Here is a 22,087-nt window from a genome sequence, read left to right as displayed (position 1 = left end):
GTCAGCCCGTGAAACCGGCCACGTTCTCCTTCGTGACCACCTTCACCGGCACCTTGATGGTCTCCTCGACCTTCTTGCCCTGAAGGGCCTTGAGCGCGTTGTCCACCGCGATTTTGCCGAGTTGGGAGGGCTGCTGTGCGACGGACGCGTACAACGTGCCGCCCTTCACCGCGTTCAGGCCGTCCGGAGTGCCGTCGAAGCCGACCACCGAGACCGACTTGCCGGCCTTGGAGCCCAGCGCCTTGATCGCGCCGAGCGCCATCTCGTCGTTGGCGGCGATGACGCCCTGGACGTCCGGGTGGGCCTGGAGCAGGTTCGACATCACGTCGAGGCCCTTGGTGCGGTCGAAGTCGGCGGGCTGCTGCGCGACGACCTGGATGCCCGGGTAGGCCTTCAGACCCTGTGCGAAGCCCTGCGCCCGCTCACGGGCGGCGGACGTACCGGCCTGGCCCTGGAGGATCACGATCTTGCCCTTGCCGCCCAGCTTCTCGGCGATCGTCCTGGCGGAGAGCTCACCGCCGGCGACGTTGTCGGAGGCCACCAGGGCGTCCGTCCTGGCGTTGTTGACACCGCGGTCCACCGCGATGACCGGGATCTTCGCCTTGTCGGCGGCCTTCACGGAGTTGCTCGCCGCGTCCGAGTCCACCGGGTTGACGATGATCGCGCCGAGGCTCGAACTGGTGAAGTTCTGCAGCTGGTTGGCCTGCTGGGAGGCGTCGTTCTGGGCGTCCGTGACGGTCAGGTCCACACCCAGCTTCTTCGCCTCGGCCTGGGCGCCCGCCCGGATCTGCACGAAGAAGGGGTTGTTGAGGGTGGACAGCGACAGACCCACCTTCGGGTTCGCCGACGAGGACGAGTCGTTGTGCAGGAAGGAGGTCGCGCCGACGATCGCCACGGTGACCACGGCCGCGAGACCGTACGTCGCCGTCTGGCGCCCCTTGCCGCCCTGCGAGGCACCGGTCACCGGGGTCGCCCCCGCCTTGCGGCGCAGGGTGTCCAGGAGCACCGCGAGCGCGATGACCACACCGATGACGACCTGCTGCCAGAACGCGGAGACGTTCAGCAGGTTGAGGCCGTTGCGCAGCACCGCGAGGATCAGCGCGCCGATCAGCGTCCCGGACGCCTTGCCGGTGCCGCCGGCGAGCGAGGCGCCGCCGATGACGACCGCGGCGATCGCGTCCAGCTCGTAGCCGTCGGCGGCCTGCGGCTGCGCCGAGGACAGCCGGGCGGCGAGCACGACACCCGCGACGGCGGCGAAGACACCGGAGAAGGCGTAGATGGCGAGCTTCTGCTTCTTCACGCGCAGGCCGGACAGGCGGGCCGCCTCCTCGTTGCCGCCGATCGCGTACATGGAGCGGCCGATGTAGGTCCGTCCCAGCACGAAGGCCGCGAGGAGCCCCATGACGACCATCACGAGGACGGGCACCGGCAGCCAGCCACCGAGCGTGTCACCGAGGTGCGACACGGAGTCGGGGAAGGCGATCGGGGAGCCCTCGGAGATCACCAGCGACAGACCGCGGGCCACCGAGAGCATCGCCAGCGTGGCGATGAACGGGGGGAGCTTGCCGTACGCGATCAAGAACCCGTTGACGAGTCCCGCCGCGATGCCGGTGACGACGGCCAGCACGACCGCTATGAAGACCGGCACCCCGTGCGAGGTCGCGCTCCAGGCGAGGACGGTGGCCGACAGGGCCGCCACCGAGCCCACCGACAGGTCGATGCCCGCGGAGACGATCACGAACGTCACACCGAAGGCGAGGATGGCGGTCACGGCCGCCTGGACGCCGACGTTGAGCAGGTTGTCGGTGGTCAGGAAGTCGCCGGACAGCGCCGACATGGCGACGACGAGGACGATCAGCGCGGTGAGCGCGCCGTTGTCGAGCAGGAGACGGCGCAGGCCACCCGCGCTCGCCCCGCTCTTGAGCGTGTCAGTGGCCACGAGGGGCCTCCTTCTCGGTCTTGACGGTGTTCGTGCTGACGGCGAGGGCCATCACGGAGTCCTGCGTGGCCTCGTCGGCGGTGAGTTCGCCGGCGATCCGGCCCTGGGCCATCACCAGCACCCGGTCGCTCATGCCGAGCACCTCGGGCAGATCGCTGGAGATCATGAGGACGGCGGCACCGGCCGCGGTGAGTTCGTTGATGAGCTGGTAGATCTCGACCTTGGCGCCGACGTCGATCCCGCGCGTGGGCTCGTCGAGGATCAGCACCTTGGTGTCGGCGAGCAGCCACTTGCCGATGACGACCTTCTGCTGGTTGCCGCCGGAGAGGGTTCGCACATGCTGGTGCAGTCCCGCCATCCGCACTCCGAGCTGCTCGGCGATCCGGGCGGCGGCCTCCCGCTGGCCCTTGAGGTCGACGAGCCCCGCGCGAGTGGCGGCCCGCATGGTCACCAGACCCAGGTTCTCCTCGACCGACTGGTCGAGCACCAGGCCCTGGCCCTTGCGGTCCTCCGGGATCAGGCCGATCCCGGCCGCCATCGCGGCGCCCACGTCATGCCCCTTGAGGGCGGCCCCGGCAACCTTCACGGCCCCCTTGTCGTACGGGTCCGCGCCGAACACGGCCCGCACGACCTCGGTACGTCCCGCGCCGACCAGCCCGGCGATGCCGACCACCTCGCCGGCGTGCACCTCGAAGCCGATGTCGTGGAAGACGCCGTCCCGGGTGAGCCCCTCGACCCTGAGCAGGGGCGCTCCCGTCTCGCCGCGCTCGCGCGGGTACTGCTGCTCGATCGACCGCCCCACCATCAGGCGTACGAGCTCGTCCTCGGCCGTGGCGGCGGGCACCTGCCCGACGGACTTGCCGTCGCGGATGACCGTGACCCGGTCGCCCAGGGCGGCGATCTCCTCCAGGTGGTGGGTGATGAAGACGATCCCGACCCCGTCCTCGCGCAGCCTGCGCACGATCGCGAAGAGCTTGTCGACCTCCTCGGAGGTGAGCACGGCGGTCGGCTCGTCCATGATCAGCACGCGTGCGTCCAGGCTGAGCGCCTTGGCGATCTCGACCATCTGGAGCCGGGCGATACCGAGTTCACGCACCCGCGCGCGGGGCGAGACGTTGACGCCGACCCGCTTCAGGAGCACCTCGGCGTCGGCCTCCATCCGCTTGCGGTCGATCATCCCGAGCCGGCGCGGCTGCCGCCCCAGGAAGATGTTCTCGGCGACCGTCAGATCCGGTACCAGGTTGAACTCCTGGTAGATGGTGGCGATGCCCAGCCGCTCGGCGTCCTGCGCCCCACGGATGTGCACCTCCTCGCCGTCCACCAGGACGCGGCCCTCGTCGGGGTGGTAGGCGCCCGAGAGCATCTTGATCAGCGTGCTCTTGCCTGCGCCGTTCTCGCCGAGCAGCACGTGCACCTCGCCCCGGCGCAGGTCGAAGTCGACGCCGTCGAGCGCGACCACGCCGGGGAAGGTCTTGCGGATGCCCTCGATGCGCAGCAACTCGTCCTCGTTGCTCACGACGTGCTCCTTTGCACAGGGTTGAGGTTCTCGCCGCACGAGCGGCGGACGACCAGACGGGCGGGGAGGGCGACCGACGCGGGTGGCCGCCCCTCGATGCGGTCGACGAGCGCGCGCACGGCGGCCCGCCCCAGCTCGCCCGTGGGCTGGGCGATCGCGGTGATCGGCGGATCGGTGTGCACGAACCACGGGATGTCGTCGAACGCGGCCAGCGCGAGGTCCTCCGGCACCCGCAGCCCACGCGCGCGTACGGCGTCCAGCGCGCCGAGCGCCATCAGGTTGTCGGCCGCGAAGACGACCTCGGGCGGCTCCGGCAGGTCGAGGAAGCCCTCGGTGACCCGCCGCCCGCTGTCGGCCTGGAAGTCGCCCTGCCCGATGTAGGCGGCGGGCAGCTCCAGGCCGTACGCCTCGAGGGCCTCACGGAAGGCGGCCACGCGCTCCTGGCCGGTCGTGGTGGCGGCGGGCCCGGCGATGATGGCGAGCCTGCGGTGCCCGAGGCCGTGCAGATGGGCGACGAGATCGCGCACCGCGGCCCGCCCGTCGGCCCTGACCACCGGCACGGCCACGCCCGGGATCCACCGGTCCACGAACACCATCGGCGTCCCCGCCCGCACGGCGTCCAGCATCAGCGGGGAGCCGCCGTCGGTGGGGGAGACCAGGAGGCCGTCGATCCGGCGGTCCAGCAGGTTGCGTACGTGGTGGTCCTGGAGGTCGGGCCGTTCGTCGGCGTTCCCGATGATCACGCTGTAGCCCAGCGCGCGGGCCTCCTCCTCGACGGAGCGGGCCAGTTCGGTGAAGTAGGGGTTCATGACGTCGCTGATGACCAGGCCGAGGGTGTGGGTCTGGTCGGTGCGCAGGGAGCGGGCGACGGCATTCGGGCGGTAGCCCAGGGTCTCGACGGCGGCCAGCACGCGGGTGCGTGCGTCCGCGCTGACCGACGGATGGTCGTTGAGGACCCGCGACACCGTGGCGACGGATACCCCCGCCTCGGCAGCGACGTCCTTGATGCTCGCCATCGCCGCTCCACCTCCTCGTGGAATCGATTACACGACTTCGTGCACCAGGATTGGAATCGATTACACAGCGGGTTGGCAAGCCCTCGAAACCGGATCGTGATGTTCAGCCTCCGGTGATCTCCCCGAGGGCCCGGCGGGCGGCGGCCATGTGGTGCGGGGAGCCCCAGACCCGGGCGACCCGCTCGGCCAGCGTGTAGGCCCCGGCCGCGAGCCCCCGCTCCCCGACGAGCAGGTACAGGTCCGCGAGGGCGTGCGCGAGGGGACGGGTGGCGTAGGCCCCGCCCGCGGTCCCGGCGAACTGCTCCTTCAGCGGCAGCAGCGACCCGATCAGAGACTCCGCCGTCTCCCGGTCGTCCAGCAGGACCGCGAGCTCGGCGCGGTAGTCGAGCTCCATGCCGTACAGGTGGTCCGTCACCGGCCGGACGGGGAAGGGCACGGCCGCGGCCTCGTCCAGGCGTCCCAGCCGGGCCAACACGAGGGCGTGCGCCACCGCGACCGGCGTGCCGACCGACTCGTACACCTCACGCACGGCCGGTTCGAGGTCGGCCTCCCGGCGCTGGGTGAGCCGGATGGTCCACAGTCCCAGCGTCCGCGGGGCCGTCGCGTGATGCGCCCCGACCCGCTGGAACAGCCCGTCCGCCTCGGTGTAGCGCGCCTCCGCCTCCTCGAAGCGCCCGGCGACCGCCGCCAGCATGGCCGACGTGGCGGTGTTGATGCCCTGCGCCCACCGCATCCGGTACCGCTGCGCCAGCTCCAGGCCCGCGGCGGTGTGCCGGCGTACCGCGTCGGGATCGTTGCGGGTCGCGGCGGTCAGGGTGTCGAGGTGCTCGCACACCCAGCGGTGCGCGGGGAGGTCGTGGTCCCGGGCGAGACCGCGCAGTTCGCCGACGAGCGGGGTGCGGGCGGCGCCCTGCGCCTCGTGCGGCAGCAGCCGGGCGGAGGTCATCAACGCCGAGGCCAGCAGCCGCGGTTCGCCGTCGGCCCGGGCCAGCTCCAGCTGGGCGTGGGCCGCGTCCCGGGCCCGCCGCGCGTCCTCGCCCGCCACCGCGTCCGCCAGCACCTGGAGCACACGCGCGCGTGTCGGGCCGTCCAGCGTACGGTCCTCGGCGAGCCGCTCCAGATGGGCCAGCGAGGTCCGGGCCAGGAAGCCCTCCAGACGGCTGCGCCAGGGCGAGGGCTCGGCCCAGGCGCCGTAGACGGCCGCGGCCAGGTCGTCCCGGCCGGCCCGCACCGCCAGGTCCACCGCCTGCCGCCGGGTGTGCCGGGCGGCACCCGTGGCACCGGCCCGCACCTGCGCGCCCAGCAGCCGCACCAGCAGCGCGACCGTGCCGTCCGGGTGGGCCTCGGGGTCGGCGGTGGCCGCGGTGTGCGCGTCCAGCGCCTGCCGGACGAGTCCTACGGCCACGTCGTGGGCGTACCGCCGCTCGGCCCGCTCCGCCGCCCGCAGCGCGTAGTCGACGGCCAGCGGGGCGTTCGCCGTCCGGCCCGAGCGGGCGAAGTGGTGGGCCAGCGCGGTGAGGTCGTCGGGGCGGTGGGTGCGCAGCCGTTGCGCGATGCGGTCGTGCAGCCGGGCCCGGCGGATCCCCGACAGGTCGGTGTAGACGGTGTCGCGGACCAGCGCGTGCACGAAACGGACCCGTCCCGGCCCGGGCTCGGTCAGCAGATCCGCGGCCATGGCGGCGTCCAGGCCCGCCAGCACGGTCTCCTCGTCCGTCTCCGCCGCGTCCGCCAGCAGCGCCACGTCGGACTCCGGCCCGGCGACCGCCGCGAGCTGTACGGCCGTGCGCGCGTCGGCGGACAGCAGGGCGAGGCGCCTGCGCAGCACGTCCCGGACGCCCTGGGGGACCTCCGACACGGCCACCAAGGCGCCCTCGTCGGCCAGCAGCCGCGCGCTCTCCCGGACGTAGAACGGGTTGCCGCCGGTGCGTTCGGCGAGCGTCGCCACCGTGGCCCCGTCGACGGGCTCCCCGCAGACCGCGGCGACCACCGTGGCGACGTCCCGCGGCGACAGACCGGTCAGCGCGATGCGGTGCGGCAGCCGGGGAGCGAGGTGGGCGAGCGTCTTGGCCAGCGGTTCGCCGGCCTCGGCCGGGCGGTAGCCGGCGACGGTCAGCAGCGGTACGCCGGTGACCGCGGCCGCGGCTTCGAGCAGGGCGAGGGTCTGCCCGTCGGCCCGGTGCAGGTCCTCCAGGAGCACGGCCACGGGGCCCTCGGCGGCCGCCTCGTGCACCCATGCGGCGAATGCCCGGTGCAGCCGGAACCGTCCCGCGGTCGCCTCGTCCCGGGTCGTGGCGGCCGTGCCGTCCGGTTCGTGCAGCAGCGCCGCCACCTCGTCGGGCCGCGCCGGAGGCACGAGCCGGGCGAGCGTCCCGAGCGCCTCCACCCAGGCCCACGCGGGCGGGGCCCCCTCGTGCTCCGGGCACCGCCCGACGACCACGGTCCACCCCTGGGCCCGCAACCGCCCGGCGAGCCGCCCGAACAGCGCGCTCTTGCCGGCCCCCGCCTCCCCGGTGACCAGCACGAGCCCACCGCCCCGACGAGCGGCACGGGCGGCGGAGTCCAGGGCGCGGAGTTCGTCGACGCGGCCCACGAAGAGGTCGTGGCCGGGGTAGGGGGCCGACCCGGTGGTGGGGTGGGGCTCTCGCGGTGCGGCCGGGGTCGACTCGGCCGGGGTGCGTGTCCGGTCCGGCGCACCGGAGGCCAACTCCGCTGCGCTGTGCGCATGGTCCCGTCCGTTCGGCCTCATCTCCCGCCGACCGTGATTCTGTTCTGATGCGGCTGAGGGAAACTCCGCTGCGGTGTACGCCCGACCCGGGGCGGTGGCCTTCCTCAACTCCCCTTCACCACGCGCCTGTTCCGGCGTAGACCGCATCGACTCCGTCCCGTCGCACACCCGTTCCGAAGCGGCGGCGGCCCGCGCCGGTACGGCGGAGTCCCGTTCCGGTGCGTCCAGGCTCCTGTCGGCCAGGGCACCCCCCTGACCCGGCGCGGCTGCCCACCTCCGCCCGGCAGCCCGGCGCTCCGGCACCGCCGCCCGCAGCACCTCCACCCGCTGGGCGAGGATCGCCTGCGCCAACTCGGTCAGGGCCGGGGACAGGTCGCAGCCGAGTTCGTCGCGGAGTGTCCTGCGGGCCCGGCGCAGTGCCGTGAGGGCGTCGCCGCGGCGGTCCGTGGCCCAGTGGGCCAGTGCCAGGAGCCGCCAGCCCTCCTCCCGCAGCGGCCGTTCCCGCACCATGGCCTCGGCGCTCGGCGTGACCTCGGCGGCGTGCCCCGTGAACAGGCCCGCGGCCACGGCGAGTTCGCGGGCCTCGGCACGCAGCGCGCTCAGCCGGGCAACCTCGGGCGCCGCCCAGGTCTCGTCCGCGTGCTCCTGGAACGCGGGCCCGTGCCACCACCCCAGGGCCTCCGTCAGCAACTCCCGGGCCTGCGCGGCCGGTGCGCGCCGGGCACGCTCGACCCGGGCGCCGAAACGCCAGGCGTCCACCTCGTCCTCGGGCAGCCGCAGGGCGTATCCCGGGGGCGAGGAGACCAGGACGGCGGCGGGGGCGCGCGGCGGCCGCTCCGGTTCGAGCACCCGGCGCAGGTTCGACACATATGCCTGGAGGGACACCGTCGCCCTGGCCGGGGGCGCCCCGCGCCACAGCTCCTCCGCCATCCGGTCCACGGAGACCACCGCGCCACGAGCCGCGACCAGCAGCGCGAGAACGGCACGCTGCCGCGGGGTGCCCAGTCCCACCGGCGCACCCGCGACCTCGGCACCCAGCGGTCCCAGCACTCTGATTCGCAGCACGCCGCCGGAATCTATCCGAGCGGTGCGCGCATCCCGTCAACGAGCGGTAAACGCCCTGGTCGGCACGGCTCCAGGCACGGCTCCAGGCCCGGCTCCAGGCCCGCTTCCAAGAGCACGCCAAGCGGGACGCCAAGTCATCACCAAGCGGACGACGACAGCGTGGGAGGCCGTCGTCCGCAATCCGAACATCGAAGGACTCAGCGTGCCCCGCAGCAGTACACCGCCCGGACCTCTGACCGCCGGCCGCCCCTACACCCACGAGATGGTCGTGGTCCACCGTGTCTTCCGCCGGGAGTCGGCACTGCTGCCCCGTATGGTCCGGGCCGTACCCGACGGGGGGGCGGCGCGGGCCGCGCAGGTCTCGGCGTACCTCACCGACTATGTGGGGGGACTGCATCACCACCACACCCTCGAGGACGAGTTGATCTGGCCGCTGCTGCGTGACCGGGCCGCCGGCGCCGAGGAGCTGGTCGCCCGCATGGAGGAGCAGCACGGCCGTATCGACAGCACCCTGGAGGCCGTCGCCCAGTGGGCGCCGCAGTGGCGGCACTCGGCCGACAGCGTCGCCGGCCAGGAACTCGCGCTGGCCCTCGAAGAACACCGCCTCGCCCTTCTCGACCACCTCGACGACGAGGAACGCCTGGTCCTGCCCCTGGTCCGCGAGCACCTGACGGTCGACGAGTGGGACCTGGTCGGCCGCCGGGGACTGGAGAACCTGCCCAAGGACAAGGTCATGTTCGCCATCGGCGCGATCCTGGAGGACGCCACCGAAGAGGAGCGGGCGTACTTCCTCGGCAAGGCCCCGCTGCTCGGACGGCTGGCCTGGAAGCTGGTGGGGCGGCGGCAGTACGCCGCGGCCTGCCACACCCTGCGCGCCCCGCTGGCCGGGGAGGCGGGCCGATGACCGTGCTCGACTCGGCGCCGACGGCCGTCCTCGACGCCTACCGGACCTGCGAGTTCGTCACGCTGGGCCGGGACGGGACACCGCTGGCCTGGCCGACGGCGGTCCGGCGCCGCGAGGACGGCACGCTGGTGCTGACCACGTCCCTCGCCTTCGCGCAGAAGGCGCTGAACATCCGCCGCGACGGCCGGGTCGCCCTGCTCTTCTCCGACCCCACCGGCAGCGGCCTCACCGATGCCCCGCAGCTGTTCGTCGGCGGCCGGGCGGAGTGCCCCGACGACATCCGGACGGGCCCGCAGGACCTGGAGGACTACTGGCGGATGCTGTTCGAACGGCAGCCGCACAGCCGCGCGTATCTCTCCCGGCCCATGAGGCGGCTGATGGACTGGTACTACCTGCGGCTCGTCATCACCGTCGCCCCGGAGCAGCTGATCGTGCGGTCCGCCGCGCGACCACCGCTCCCCGAGGCACCCGCCCCGTCGGCACCGCTGCTCGGAGCCGTCCAACTCGCCCGCTACGACACCGCGGTGCTGGCGGCCCGGGACGCCTCCGGAGCCCCCGTCCTGGCCCGCACCCGTGCGGTGCCGTCGGCCGGCGGGTTCGCGGTGCGGCCGCCCGACGACTGCGCCGTGACACCGGGCCCCGCCTCGCTGCTGGTGCACCGGCACGACGAGCGGATCAACGACATGCGCAACGCGCTGGTCCGCGGGCGGCTGGACCGGACCGGCGACGGCTGGCTGCTGGCCCCCGAGAAGCTCCTGGAACCCATGGGTTCGGGGCGGCCGACGGACGCGATACGGGTCCTGCGCCGCACCCAGCGCGCCACCGACCGGTATCTGGAGCGCCGGGGCCTGTCCCGGCCCGCGGTGCAGTGGGACCGCTTCCGCGCACTCGCGGCACCCGCCGCCCGGTCCGGCCCGGCGCACACGGACCACGTGATGCGCTCCCCGCACCACTGAGCGAACCCCGTCACCGAACCGGGCTCCCGGCTGTCAGACCTCGCCTGTAGCGTCGGATCATGTCCAACCTGGCGGTGCTCGAAGGGGTCCTGGAGCGGATCACGTACGCCAACGAGGAGAACGGCTACACCGTGGCCCGGGTCGACACCGGCCGGGGCGGCGGTGACCTTCTCACCGTCGTCGGCGCGCTGCTCGGTGCCCAGGTGGGGGAGTCCCTGCGGATGGAGGGGCGCTGGGGCTCCCACCCGCAGTACGGCAAGCAGTTCACCGTCGAGAACTACACGACCGTCCTGCCGGCCACCGTCCAGGGCATCCGCCGCTATCTGGGCTCCGGGCTCGTCAAGGGCATCGGGCCCGTCTTCGCCGACCGCATCACCCAGCACTTCGGCATGGACACCCTGAAGATCATCGAGGAGGAGCCGAAGCGGCTCGTCGAGGTGCCGGGGCTCGGCCCCAAGCGCACCAAGAAGATCGCCGACGCCTGGGAGGAACAGAAGGCGATCAAGGAGGTCATGCTCTTCCTCCAGACCGTCGAGGTGTCCACCTCCATCGCCGTGCGCATCTACAAGAAGTACGGCGACGCCTCGATCTCCGTCGTGAAGAACCAGCCCTACCGGCTCGCCTCCGACGTCTGGGGCATCGGCTTCCTCACCGCCGACAAGATCGCCCAGTCCGTCGGCATCCCGCACGACAGCCCCGAGCGCGTCAAAGCCGGTCTCCAGTACGCCCTTTCGCAGTCCACCGACCAGGGCCACTGCTACCTCCCCGAGGAGCAGCTCATCGCCGACGCGGTCAAGCTCCTCCAGGTCGACACCGGCCTGGTCATCGAGTGCCTCGCCGAACTCGCCCTGCCCGACGAGGACTCGGGCGAGCCCGGCGTCGTACGCGAAAAGCTCCCCGGCCCCGACGGCCATGAGGTCACCGCCGTCTACCTCGTCCCCTTCCACCGTGCCGAACTCTCCCTGTCCGCCCAGCTGTTGCGCCTCCTGCGCACCGACCAGGACCGGATGCCGGCCTTCCGTGATGTGGCCTGGGACAAGGCACTGGGCTGGCTGAGGTCCCGTACCGGAGTGGAGCTCGCGCCCGAGCAGGAGGCCGCCGTCAAGCTGGCGCTCACCAAGAAGGTCGCGGTCCTCACCGGCGGCCCCGGCTGCGGCAAGTCCTTCACCGTGCGCTCGATCGTGGAGCTGGCCCGCGCCAAGAAGGCCAAGGTCGTCCTCGCCGCCCCCACCGGGCGTGCCGCCAAGCGCCTCGCCGAACTCACCGGCGCCGAGGCCTCCACCGTCCACCGGCTCCTGGAGCTGAAGCCCGGCGGGGACGCGGCCTACGACAAGGACCGCCCGCTCGACGCCGACCTGGTGGTGGTCGACGAGGCGTCCATGCTGGACCTGCTGCTCGCCAACAAGCTGGCGAAGGCGGTGCCGCCGGGCGCGCACCTGCTGTTCGTCGGGGACGTCGACCAGTTGCCCAGCGTCGGCGCGGGTGAGGTCCTCAGGGACCTGCTCGCCGAGGGCGGCCCGGTCCCCGCGGTGCGCCTCACGCGCGTGTTCCGTCAGGCCCAGCAGTCCGGCGTCGTCACCAACGCGCACCGGATCAACGCCGGGCAGCACCCCGTGACCGACGGTATGAAGGACTTCTTCCTCTTCGTCGAGGACGACACCGAGGAGGTCGGCCGGCTCACCGTGGATGTGGCGGCCCGTCGGATTCCGGCCAAATTCGGTCTCGACCCGCGCCGGGACGTCCAGGTGCTCGCGCCCATGCACCGGGGCCCCGCCGGCGCCGGAAACCTCAACGGCCTGCTCCAGCAGGCCATCACCCCGGGCCGCCCCGACCTCGCCGAGAAGCGGTTCGGCGGCCGGGTATTCCGGGTCGGCGACAAGGTCACCCAGATTCGCAACAATTACGAGAAGGGCGCCAACGGTGTCTTCAACGGCACCGTGGGCGTGGTCACCTCCCTCGACCCGGTCGACCAGCGCCTGACCGTGCTGACGGACGAGGACGAGGAGGTGCCGTACGAGTTCGACGAGCTGGACGAACTGGCCCACGCGTACGCGGTGACCATCCACCGTTCCCAGGGCAGCGAGTATCCGGCCGTGGTGATCCCGGTCACCACCAGCGCCTGGATGATGCTTCAGCGGAACCTGCTGTACACGGCGGTCACCCGGGCGAAGAAGCTGGTCGTGCTGGTCGGTTCGCGCAAGGCGATCGGTCAGGCGGTGCGCACGGTCTCGGCGGGACGGCGTTGCACCGCGCTGGACTTCCGGCTCTCGGGTCGGTGACGGGCGTCAATCGTGAGACAACACAAAAAATGATCGATCAAATGAGTCACGTGGATCACAGAGCCCTTCCGGAAGCGGGTGGAGAGGGGCAGGATGAACAAGTTGGCGGCACTCAGTGCCGCTGATACGCCCAACGGCCGACCCCGAGTGCACTCTCCTGCGCCAAATGGGGGATGGTAGAGACAGTCAGGGCAACCTCGAAGAAGAGGCACAACGTCGGTGAGGGATGACGTGAGCGACAACTCTGTAGTAGTGCGGTACGGCGATGGCGAGTACACCTACCCGGTGATCGACAGCACCGTCGGCGACAAGGGCTTCGACATCGGGAAGCTCCGCGCCCAGACCGGTCTGGTCACCCTGGACAGCGGCTACGGCAACACCGCCGCGTATAAATCCGCCATCACCTACCTCGACGGCGAGGCCGGCATCCTCCGGTACCGCGGCTACCCGATCGAGCAGCTGGCGGAGCGCTCCACGTTCCTGGAGGTCGCCTACCTGCTGATCAACGGTGAGCTTCCGACGGTCGACGAGCTCTCGGTGTTCAAGAACGACATCACGCAGCACACCCTGCTGCACGAGGACGTCAAGAACTTCTACCGTGGCTTCCCGCGCGACGCCCACCCGATGGCCATGCTGTCCTCGGTCGTCTCCGCGCTGTCCACGTTCTACCAGGACAGCCACAACCCCTTCGACGAGAAGCAGCGCAACCTCTCGACGATCCGCCTGCTCGCCAAGCTCCCGACGATCGCGGCGTACGCGTACAAGAAGTCGATCGGTCACCCGTTCGTCTACCCGCGCAACGACCTCGGTTACGTCGAGAACTTCCTGCGCATGACCTTCTCGGTCCCCGCGCAGGAGTACGACCTGGACCCGGTCGTGGTCGCCGCCCTGGACAAGCTGCTCATCCTGCACGCCGACCACGAGCAGAACTGTTCGACCTCGACGGTCCGCCTCGTCGGCTCGTCCCAGGCGAACATGTTCGCGTCGATCTCCGCCGGCATCAACGCCCTGTGGGGCCCGCTGCACGGCGGCGCCAACCAGTCGGTGCTGGAGATGCTGGAGGGCATCCAGACCTCCGGCGGTGACGTCGACTCCTTCATCCGCAAGGTGAAGAACAAGGAGGACGGCGTCCGCCTGATGGGCTTCGGCCACCGGGTCTACAAGAACTTCGACCCGCGCGCGAAGATCATCAAGGCCGCCGCGCACGACGTCCTCTCGGCCCTCGGCAAGTCCGACGAGCTGCTGGACATCGCGCTCAAGCTGGAGGAGCACGCGCTCTCCGACGACTACTTCGTCTCGCGCAGCCTCTACCCGAACGTCGACTTCTACACGGGCCTGATCTACCGCGCCATGGGCTTCCCGACCGAGATGTTCACGGTCCTGTTCGCCCTCGGCCGCCTCCCGGGCTGGATCGCCCAGTGGCACGAGATGATCAAGGAGCCGGGCTCCCGCATCGGCCGCCCGCGCCAGATTTACACGGGCGTCGTCGAGCGTGACTTCGTCCCGGTCGAGCAGCGCTGACACCTGCCGGTGAACTGAGGGGCGTCGCTTCGGCGGCGCCCCTTCGGCGTCCCGGCGCGCGAACGGCCGTAGCGAACAAAAAGCGGAAGGCGCCCTGGCGACGGTCCCCCCACGGGCCGGCGTCCAGGGCGCCTTCCCATGTCCCGGTGCGGATTCCCCCCACGGGATCCGGCCGGGCGTCTGAGAGACCAGCGCCTGAATTCGCTGTCTTTTCCGGTAGTGCTGGCACTGCTGTTGAGCAGAACGAGCAAAACTCCTCGTACTACTCCTGTGTGCGGTCTGCCGGGACAGCGCACGGTCGGGAGGGCCGCTCAAAGCTTCCCTAAGTGCGTGCCCCGGCAACGCAGCTCCGAGGAAGTCCCCCAAGACATCCTCAGACGTCAGTCAACGCCCCCCAAGACGCTGCCTGACATCGCCAACTTAGACCTTCGAACCCCTTCGATGGTTACCTTCACATCACTGTGATCTGCGTCTCTTGCAAATGTCCGTTAGATACGCAAGAGCCCGGATACGGTGAACGGGACCCCAGCGTAAGGACGATGCGCGAGTCTTGTGAAGAGCTTATGTGAGCGTGGCTCCGGACTCCAGAGGGGGTCCGTCAAAGGAATCCTCAACGGAAGGCACGCAGCCGCAGGCTGTTGGTCACCACGAACACCGAGGAGAACGCCATCGCCGCCCCGGCGATCATCGGGTTCAGCAGCCCGGCCGCGGCCAGCGGCAGCGCGGCCACGTTGTAGCCGAAGGCCCACACGAGATTGCCCTTGATGATCGCCAGGGTGCGCCGCGAGAGCCGGATCGCGTCGGCGGCCACCCGCAGATCCCCGCGCACCAGCGTCAGGTCCCCCGCCTCGATCGCCGCGTCGGTCCCGGTCCCCATCGCGAGCCCCAGGTCCGCGGCGGCGAGCGCGGCCGCGTCGTTGACCCCGTCGCCGACCATCGCCACGACACGTCCCTCGCCCTGAAGCCGCCGTACGGCGTCGACCTTGTCCTCGGGCAGCACCTCGGCGATCACCTCGTCGATCCCGACGGCCCGGGCCACCGCCTCGGCCACCGTCCGGTTGTCCCCGGTCAGCAGCACCGGCGTGAGCCCCAGCGCCCGCAGCGACCGCACCGCCTCCGCACTGGTCTCCTTGACCGCGTCGGCGACGGCCAGGACGCCGTACGCCACCCCGTCCCACCCGACGACGACAGCCGTACGGCCGCCCCGCTCGGCCTCCTCCTTCGCCCGGGCCAGCTCGGCGGGCAGCGCGCCGAACAGCCGCCCCACGGCCACCTCACGGCCCTCCACGTGCCCGCGTACGCCCTTTCCGGGGACGTTCTCGAAGCGCTCGGCCTCCGGCAGTGGCCCGACCCGCTCCTCGGCGCCCACGGCGACCGCCCGGGCCACGGGATGCTCGGAGGCGTGCTCCAGGGCGCCCGCGAGCCGTAGTACCTGCTTCTCGTCGGCGTCCCGGACGACGTGGACCTCCTGGAGTCTCATCCGGCCGGTGGTGACCGTGCCGGTCTTGTCCAGGACGACGGTGTCGACGCGCCGGGTGGACTCCAGGACCTCCGGCCCCTTGATGAGGATGCCGAGCTGGGCGCCGCGCCCGGTGCCGACCATGAGCGCGGTCGGCGTGGCCAGCCCCAGCGCGCACGGACAGGCGATGATCAGTACGGCGACGGCCGCGGTGAACGCGGCGACGGTGTCCTCGGTGGCGCCCAGCCAGCCCCCGAAGGTGGCCACGGCGATGCCGATGACCACCGGCACGAAGACCGCGGAGACCCGGTCGGCCAGCCGCTGCACCTCCGCCTTGCCGTTCTGCGCGTCCTCCACCAGCTTCGCCATCCGCGCGAGCTGCGTGTCGGCCCCGACGCGGGTCGCCGCGACGACGATCCGTCCGCCGGCGTTGACGGTCGCACCGGTGACCGCGTCTCCGACGCCGACGTCCACCGGTACCGACTCGCCGGTCAGCATGGCGGCGTCCACGGCCGAGGCGCCCTCGACGACGGTCCCGTCGGTGGCGACCTTCTCGCCGGGCCGTACGACGAACCGGTCCCCGACGACCAGCCGCTCCGCCGGGATCCGCACCTCCCGCCCGTTGCGCAGCACGGAGACCTCCTTGGCCCCGAGCTCCATCAGGGCCCTGAGAGCCGCCCCCGCGTGACGCTTGGCGCGGGCCTCCAGGTAGCGGCCCAGCAGGAGGAAGGCGGTGACTCCGGCGGCCACTTCGAGATAGATCGTCGAGGCACCGTCCATGCCGCCGACGGTGAGCTCGAACCGCTCCCGCATGCCGGGCATCCCCGCGTCACCGAAGAACAGGGCCCACAGTGACCAGCCGAACGCGGCGAGGGTCCCGACCGAGACAAGGGTGTCCATGGTGGCCGCGCCATGCCGGGTGTTCGTCCAGGTGGCCTTGTGGAAGGGCCACGCGCCCCAGACGACCACGGGCGAGGCGAAGGCCAGCGCGAGCCACTGCCAGTTGTCGAACTGGAGGGCCGGGACCATGGAGAGGGCGATGACGGGGACGGCGAGCGCGACGGAGACGAGGAGCCGCTGCCGCAGGGCGGTGAGCTCGGGGTCTGTTTCGTCGCGGCCGTCGGGCTGCTGTGCCGGGGGCGCCGGCTCCTCGGCCGTGTAGCCCGTCTTCACCACGGTGGCGATCAGGTCGGCGACCTCGACCCCCGCCGGGTAGGCGACCTTCGCCTTCTCGGTCGCGTAGTTGACCGTGGCGGTGACGCCGTCCATCCGGTTGAGCTTCTTCTCGACCCGGGCGGCACAGGAGGCGCAGGTCATCCCGCCGATGACGAGTTCGACTTCGGACACGGGGGCTGTCGGGGCCGTGGTGGACATGTTCCCTACTCCAGAAAACGGTTCAGCCACGACAGGCCGTCGGTCGTCGACGCCCTGTCGTGGCACTCCTCGGGGCAGTCGGGTCAGGCCCTGCCCACGAGCTCGAAACCGGCCTCGTCCACGGCGGCCCGCACGGCTTCCTCGTCCAGCGGCTCCGCCGATACGACCGTCACCTCACCGCTGGACGCGACCGCCTTCACGGAGCTGACTCCCGCGATCTCGGAGATCTCACCGGAAACGGAACCCTCGCAGTGCCCGCAGCTCATGCCGCTCACCTTGTAGACGGCGGTGACGGAACCCGGGGTGTCGGTCTGGGCGGTCATGTCGTTCTCCTCGTGGAGGCTTGTGGGGTTACCGCATCCGAGCCTATACCCCTAGGGGGTATTTCTCCAAGAGGGGGGCGGCCGGGTCGCGGCGGTGGATCAGTGACCAGTCACGATGTACCGGCAGACGAACACGGCGAGGGAGACGCGGATGCGAGCGGTTGTCTTCGAACACTACGGCGAAGCCGCCCAGGTACGGGACGTGCCCGACCCCCGCCCGGCGGACCATGGAGTCGTCGTCCGCGTGGAAGCCACCGGCCTGTGCAGAAGCGACTGGCACGGCTGGCAGGGCCACGACCCGGACATCGCCCTCCCGCACGTGCCGGGCCATGAACTCGCGGGCGTGGTGGAGGCGGTCGGCCCCCGGGTGCGCGGCTGGCACCCCGGCGACCGGGTGACCGTCCCCTTCGTCTGCGCCTGCGGCAGCTGCGCGTCCTGCGCGGCCGGCGACCACCAGATCTGCGAGCGCCAGACCCAGCCCGGCTTCACCCACTGGGGCTCGTTCGCCCAGTACGTGGCGCTGGACCACGCCGACGTGAACCTCGTGGCCGTACCGCGGGACATGTCCTTCGCCACGGCCGCGTCCCTGGGCTGCCGTTTCGCCACGGCGTTCAGGGCGGTCGTGCAGCAGGGGCGGGTCACCGCGGGGGAGTGGGTCGCGGTGCACGGCTGCGGCGGCGTGGGCCTGTCCGCCGTGATGATCGCTGCGGCCGCAGGGGCCCGCGTGGTGGCCGTGGACGTGTCCGCCGGTGCCCTGGCCCTGGCGCGGGAGTTCGGCGCGGCGGAGTGTGTGGACGCGACCGGCACGCGGGACACCGCGGCGGCGATCCGTGAGCTGACCGGCGGCGGGGCCCAGGTGTCCCTGGACGCCCTCGGTTCCCCGGCGACCTGCGCGGCATCCGTCGACTCCCTGCGCCGTCGCGGCCGGCATGTCCAGGTCGGCCTGCTGCCCTCGCCGGACGGCAGGACACCGGTCCCCATGGCCCGCGTGATCGCCCTGGAACTCGAGCTCCTCGGCAGCCACGGCATGGCCGCCCACACCTACCCGCCGATGCTGGAGCTGGTCCGCGCGGGCGTCCTGCGACCGGATCTCCTGGTCACGTCCACGATCACCCTGGACACGGCCCCGGACGCCCTCGCGGCGATGGGCACGGCCCCCGGAGCGGGGGTGACGGTCATCGAGCCGTGGCGATGAGGGCGGCCCACGCACGGTCGACTCTCGACTTCGCTCGAGCGGGGGGACCCCCGTGTGCAGGACGACCTCCAGTTCCCCGGTGGCGCGGTCGGTGACGGCGAGGTCGAGACGGTCGGGCTGACCGGACCGGGAGCCGCCAACGGACAACCTCGGGGTCCTCGATGATCGCCGCCATGACCTCGGCGTCCGCCTCCGTGAACGGCCGCAGCACGGTCTTGTCGCCGGTGTCGAAGCCGGTGTCGCCGGTGAGGACGGGCTCGACGGAGAAGCCGCTCATGGGCCGACCGTGTCAGACGCCGGCACCTCCCGGCCCGCGCTTCTCGGCGCCCCGGCGGACCCACGAGCCCAGTGCTCCGGCGGCCTCCACGGACCCCGCCGAAACCGAAGGAGCGGGTGCCCACGCCGTGCACAGGCACCCGAAGTCGCCGGGCGGGCCGGCCTCAGTCCTGTCTGCGCCCTCTGTTCCCCGGCCGGGACGCGACCCACGCGCGCACGGTGTCCGCATACCAGAAGGGCTTGCCGCCCTCGATCTGGTCGGGCGGTGGCAGCAGCCCGTGCTTGCGGTACGACCGCACGGTGTCCGGCTGCACACGGATGTGCGCCGCGATCTCCTTGTACGACCAGAGCCTTCGGTCGGTCATGTGGTGCACCTCCTCGCGCGCGCCGCGGCGGCGGCCGGGAACGGCCGTCGGGGGTACCGGGCGCTGCGCTGGCGATCACAAAGCCTGCGCCTCGTGAACGACCTTCGGTGACCGTCGGTCAGGGCCTGTGCGCCGGGTGTGACGAGGGACCTGCGTACTCGCGACATATGTGACACGGAAGGGGGGTTTGTGACAGAGGTGACGCAAAGGCGCACGCGGGCGTGCGGGCGCGGCGTGTTGACATCGGGGCGTCTCGGCCCCCGGACGGCCGCCCCCGCGGACGAACGACTACGCGCCGCAGGACCGCAGGAACGCCCGGGTCCGCTGAGCGATGGGCAACGGCTTGTCCGGCTCGCACGGGTACATGTCCTGCTCGACGATCGCGAACAGATCCACGTCCAGCTTCTGGGCGGCCTCCAGCACGGGCCCCAGCGCCGGCACACCCGAGGGCGGCTCGCACATCACGCCCTGCGCGACGGCGGGCCCGAACGGCGTCCCCTTGGCCCGCACGTCCGCCAGGATCTCCGGGTCCACCTGCTTGAGGTGCAGATACCCGATCCGCGACCCGTAGGTCTCGATCAGCTTGACGCTGTCCCCGCCGCAGTACGCGTAGTGCCCGGTGTCCAGGCACAGCGACACCAGGTCGGAGTCGGTGGCGTCCAGGAACCGGACCACGTTCTCCTCGCTGTCGATGTGGGTGTCGGCATGCGGATGGACGACGATCCGAAGGCCGTACTCCTCCTTCACCCGCTGCCCCAGGCGCTCGGTCAGCGAGCCGAGGTTGCGCCACTGCTCCGGCGTGAGCGTGTCCGGTTCCAGTACCTCGCCCGTCTTGTCGTCTCGCCAGAACGACGGGATCACGACCAGGTGCTTCGCACCCATCGCCTGCGCGAGTACCGCGTTGTCCGCGACATGCGCCCAGGTCTTCTCCCACACTGCCTCGCCGTGGTGCAGGCCGGTGAAGACGGTGCCCGCGGACACCTTCAGGCCACGCCGGGAGACCTCCTCGGTGAGGACCGCGGGGTCGGTCGGCAGGTACCCGTACGGGCCCAGCTCGATCCACTCGTACCCGGAGTCGGCGACCTCGTCGAGGAAGCGCTGCCAGGGGACCTGCTGGGGGTCGTCGGGGAACCACACGCCCCAGGAGTCGGGAGCCGAGCCGATCCGGATGCGGGACAGTGAGGGCTGAGGTGCGGGCGCTGTCATGCCGGTCAGCTTCGGTTCGGAAAGCAAGCGCTGTCAAGGTCTCGTCCGAATGTCTGGACAAAACATTGACAGGGCTCGCCGTGCGGGGCTACAAACGCCGGGAGAGCCGACGCAGGTACGAAGGGAAGCCGATGGCGTACGACCTGATCACCATGGGGCGGATCGGTGTGGACCTGTATCCACTCCAGACCGGTGTCCCGCTGCCGCAGGTGACGTCCTTCGGCAAGTTCCTCGGAGGCTCGGCGACCAACGTCGCGGTCGCCGCGGCACGCCTGGGACGGCGGACCGCGGTGATCACCCGCACCGGTGACGACCCCTTCGGCACCTATCTGCACGAGGCGCTCCAGGGCTTCGGCGTCGACGACCGCTGGGTCACCCCGGTCCCGGGCCTGCCGACCCCCGTCACCTTCTGCGAGGTCTTCCCGCCGGACGACTTCCCGCTGTACTTCTACCGGCAGCCCAAGGCCCCCGACCTGGAGATCGACGCCCACGAGCTGGACCTCGACGCGCTCCGCGAGGCGAGCGTCTTCTGGGTCACCGGCACCGGCCTGAGCGAGGAGCCCAGTCGTACGGCGACGCTGGCGGCCCTCGCCCACCGCGCGAAGTCCGGCACGACGGTCTTCGACCTCGACTGGCGTCCCATGTTCTGGCGGGACCCCGCCGAGGCCCGCCCCTTCTACGAAGAGGCCCTCCGCCACACCACCGTCGCCGTCGGCAACCTCGACGAGGTCGAGGTCGCGACCGGAGTGCGCGAGCCGCACGCCGCCGCCCGCGCCCTCCTGGACGCCGGTGTCGAACTGGCGGTCGTCAAGCAGGGCCCCAAGGGTGTCCTCGCCGTCAACAGCAGGGGTGAGTCCGCCGAGGTCCCGCCGCTGCCCGTCAACGTCCTGAACGGCCTCGGCGCCGGTGACGCCTTCGGCGGCGCCCTGTGCCACGGTCTGCTCAGCGGCTGGGACCTGGAGAAGATCATGCGGCACGCCAACGCGGCCGGCGCCATCGTCGCCTCCCGCCTCGAATGCAGTTCGGCGATGCCGACGACCGACGAGATCGAGAGCGCGATCGCGGCGGGAGCGGTTCTGTGAGCGTCGACCCCGCGGAGCTCGTCCGCCTGCGCGCCGAACGTCCCGAGGCGATCGCCGAGGCCGCCGCCCGCCGCACCCGGCGTCCCCTCCTGAACGACAGCGGCCGCCTGATGATCGTCGCCGCCGACCACCCCGCCCGGGGCGCGCTCGGCGTCGGCGGCAACCGGATGGCCATGGCCAACCGCGCCGACCTGCTCGAACGCCTCTGCCTGGCGCTGTCCCGCCCCGGTGTCGACGGCGTCCTCGCGACCGCCGACATACTGGACGACCTGCTGCTGCTCGGCGCTCTCGACGGCAAGGTCGTCATGGGCTCCATGAACCGCGGCGGCCTCCAGGGCGCGAGCTTCGAGCTCGACGACCGCTTCACCGGCCACCGCCCCGAGGACATCGAGCGGCTCGGCTTCGACGCCGGCAAGCTGCTCCTGCGCATCGACTACGACGACCCGGGCTCCCTGACCACCATGGAGTCCACGGCCCGCGCCATCGACGACATGGCCGCGCGCCGGCTCCCCGTCTTCGTCGAGCCGTTCATCAGCGGGCGCACCACCGAGGGCAAGGTCAGGAACGACCTGTCCGCCGAGGCCGTCACCAAGTCGATCGCCATCGCCTCGGGCCTGGGCGGCAGTTCGGCCTACACCTGGCTCAAGGTCCCGGTCTGCGACAACCCCGACGACATGGGCGAGGTCATGGCCGCCTCCACCCTGCCCGCCGTGCTGCTGGGCGGGGAGGTCGGAGACGACCAGGACGGCGCGTACGAGAAGTGGCGCGGCGCCCTTCAACTCCCCACCGTGCGCGGCCTGGTGGTGGGCCGCTCGCTGCTGTACCCGGCGGACGGCGACGTGGCCGCCGCCGTGGACACCGCCGTAGGACTGCTGTGAGGGCCGCC

Annotated in this window: 15 protein-coding genes and 1 pseudogene; 7 read left to right on the top strand and 9 right to left on the bottom strand. The window is 71.7% G+C overall.

Annotation, left to right across the window (positions count from 1 at the left end):
• Nucleotide 1: 1 nt before the first annotated feature.
• From ABZT93_RS05140 to ABZT93_RS05125, 4 genes are all read right to left on the bottom strand, one after another.
• The gene (locus ABZT93_RS05140) at nucleotides 2–1,939 is read right to left on the bottom strand and encodes a substrate-binding domain-containing protein (RefSeq protein ID WP_356099109.1); all 1,938 of its coding nucleotides are present in this window, start codon (nucleotides 1,937–1,939) and stop codon (nucleotides 2–4) included.
• Nucleotides 1,929–3,455: a sugar ABC transporter ATP-binding protein gene (locus ABZT93_RS05135; protein WP_356099106.1), complete on the bottom strand. Its 1,527-nt coding sequence runs from the start codon at nucleotides 3,453–3,455 to the stop codon at nucleotides 1,929–1,931. Before ABZT93_RS05135 ends, ABZT93_RS05140 begins: the two co-directional genes overlap by 11 nt.
• The gene (locus ABZT93_RS05130; RefSeq protein WP_356099102.1) at nucleotides 3,452–4,471 is read right to left on the bottom strand and encodes a LacI family DNA-binding transcriptional regulator; all 1,020 of its coding nucleotides are present in this window, start codon (nucleotides 4,469–4,471) and stop codon (nucleotides 3,452–3,454) included. Before ABZT93_RS05130 ends, ABZT93_RS05135 begins: the two co-directional genes overlap by 4 nt.
• A 103-nt stretch (nucleotides 4,472–4,574) precedes the next feature.
• On the bottom strand, nucleotides 4,575–8,261 hold the full coding sequence (locus tag ABZT93_RS05125) for a BTAD domain-containing putative transcriptional regulator (protein ID WP_356099099.1): 3,687 nt from the start codon (nucleotides 8,259–8,261) through the stop codon (nucleotides 4,575–4,577).
• A 202-nt stretch (nucleotides 8,262–8,463) separates the two neighbouring features.
• Here ABZT93_RS05125 and ABZT93_RS05120 point away from each other — a divergent pair, with 202 nt between their 5' ends.
• The 4 genes from ABZT93_RS05120 to ABZT93_RS05105 all read left to right on the top strand — a co-directional run bounded on the left by ABZT93_RS05120 (nucleotide 8,464) and on the right by ABZT93_RS05105 (nucleotide 13,921).
• The gene (locus ABZT93_RS05120) at nucleotides 8,464–9,165 is read left to right on the top strand and encodes a hemerythrin domain-containing protein (protein WP_356099096.1); all 702 of its coding nucleotides are present in this window, start codon (nucleotides 8,464–8,466) and stop codon (nucleotides 9,163–9,165) included.
• Nucleotides 9,162–10,121 carry a pyridoxamine 5'-phosphate oxidase family protein gene (locus ABZT93_RS05115; protein WP_356099093.1) on the top strand — a complete coding sequence of 320 codons (960 nt, stop codon included), beginning with the start codon at nucleotides 9,162–9,164 and terminating at the stop codon, nucleotides 10,119–10,121. The genes ABZT93_RS05120 and ABZT93_RS05115 overlap by 4 nt, the downstream gene beginning before the upstream one ends.
• 59 nt (nucleotides 10,122–10,180) lie before the next feature.
• Nucleotides 10,181–12,400 carry an ATP-dependent RecD-like DNA helicase gene (locus ABZT93_RS05110; protein WP_356099089.1) on the top strand — a complete coding sequence of 740 codons (2,220 nt, stop codon included), beginning with the start codon at nucleotides 10,181–10,183 and terminating at the stop codon, nucleotides 12,398–12,400.
• Nucleotides 12,401–12,631: 231 nt separating this feature from the next.
• On the top strand, nucleotides 12,632–13,921 hold the full coding sequence (locus ABZT93_RS05105) for a citrate synthase (protein ID WP_356099086.1): 1,290 nt from the start codon (nucleotides 12,632–12,634) through the stop codon (nucleotides 13,919–13,921).
• 610 nt (nucleotides 13,922–14,531) lie between these two features.
• On the opposite strand, the gene ABZT93_RS05100 is transcribed toward ABZT93_RS05105, so the two are convergent.
• Entirely contained in the window at nucleotides 14,532–16,754 is a 2,223-nt protein-coding gene (locus tag ABZT93_RS05100) for a heavy metal translocating P-type ATPase (RefSeq protein ID WP_356099084.1), read from the bottom strand.
• 83 nt (nucleotides 16,755–16,837) lie between these two features.
• Nucleotides 16,838–17,077: a heavy-metal-associated domain-containing protein gene (locus tag ABZT93_RS05095; RefSeq protein WP_356099081.1), complete on the bottom strand. Its 240-nt coding sequence runs from the start codon at nucleotides 17,075–17,077 to the stop codon at nucleotides 16,838–16,840.
• Between the two features lie 151 nt (nucleotides 17,078–17,228).
• Between ABZT93_RS05095 and ABZT93_RS05090 the strand changes: the two genes are divergently transcribed.
• Nucleotides 17,229–18,272: a zinc-dependent alcohol dehydrogenase family protein gene (locus ABZT93_RS05090; protein WP_356099078.1), complete on the top strand. Its 1,044-nt coding sequence runs from the start codon at nucleotides 17,229–17,231 to the stop codon at nucleotides 18,270–18,272.
• Nucleotides 18,273–18,326: 54 nt separating this feature from the next.
• Here the strand turns inward: ABZT93_RS05090 and ABZT93_RS05085 are convergent.
• From ABZT93_RS05085 to ABZT93_RS05075, 3 genes and pseudogenes are all read right to left on the bottom strand, one after another.
• Nucleotides 18,327–18,549 (bottom strand): annotated as a pseudogene (locus tag ABZT93_RS05085) (GNAT family N-acetyltransferase); the annotation flags it as partial.
• Between the two features lie 163 nt (nucleotides 18,550–18,712).
• Nucleotides 18,713–18,913, bottom strand: a complete 201-nt coding sequence (locus ABZT93_RS05080; protein ID WP_356099075.1) for a MerR family transcriptional regulator — start codon at nucleotides 18,911–18,913, stop codon at nucleotides 18,713–18,715.
• A gap of 288 nt (nucleotides 18,914–19,201) precedes the next feature.
• The gene (locus ABZT93_RS05075; RefSeq protein WP_356099072.1) at nucleotides 19,202–20,119 is read right to left on the bottom strand and encodes a sugar phosphate isomerase/epimerase; all 918 of its coding nucleotides are present in this window, start codon (nucleotides 20,117–20,119) and stop codon (nucleotides 19,202–19,204) included.
• Nucleotides 20,120–20,250: 131 nt separating this feature from the next.
• Between ABZT93_RS05075 and iolC the strand changes: the two genes are divergently transcribed.
• Nucleotides 20,251–21,201 (top strand): 5-dehydro-2-deoxygluconokinase, encoded by a 951-nt coding sequence (gene iolC, locus ABZT93_RS05070; RefSeq protein WP_356099069.1) that lies wholly within the window; start codon nucleotides 20,251–20,253, stop codon nucleotides 21,199–21,201.
• Nucleotides 21,198–22,079 carry a deoxyribose-phosphate aldolase gene (locus tag ABZT93_RS05065; protein WP_356099064.1) on the top strand — a complete coding sequence of 294 codons (882 nt, stop codon included), beginning with the start codon at nucleotides 21,198–21,200 and terminating at the stop codon, nucleotides 22,077–22,079. The genes iolC and ABZT93_RS05065 overlap by 4 nt, the downstream gene beginning before the upstream one ends.
• Nucleotides 22,080–22,087: the final 8 nt, after the last annotated feature.

Source organism: Streptomyces sp. NPDC005303 (assembly GCF_040607335.1).
Lineage (GTDB): Bacteria > Actinomycetota > Actinomycetes > Streptomycetales > Streptomycetaceae > Streptomyces.
This window is presented reverse-complemented; position numbering and strand designations above follow the sequence as displayed.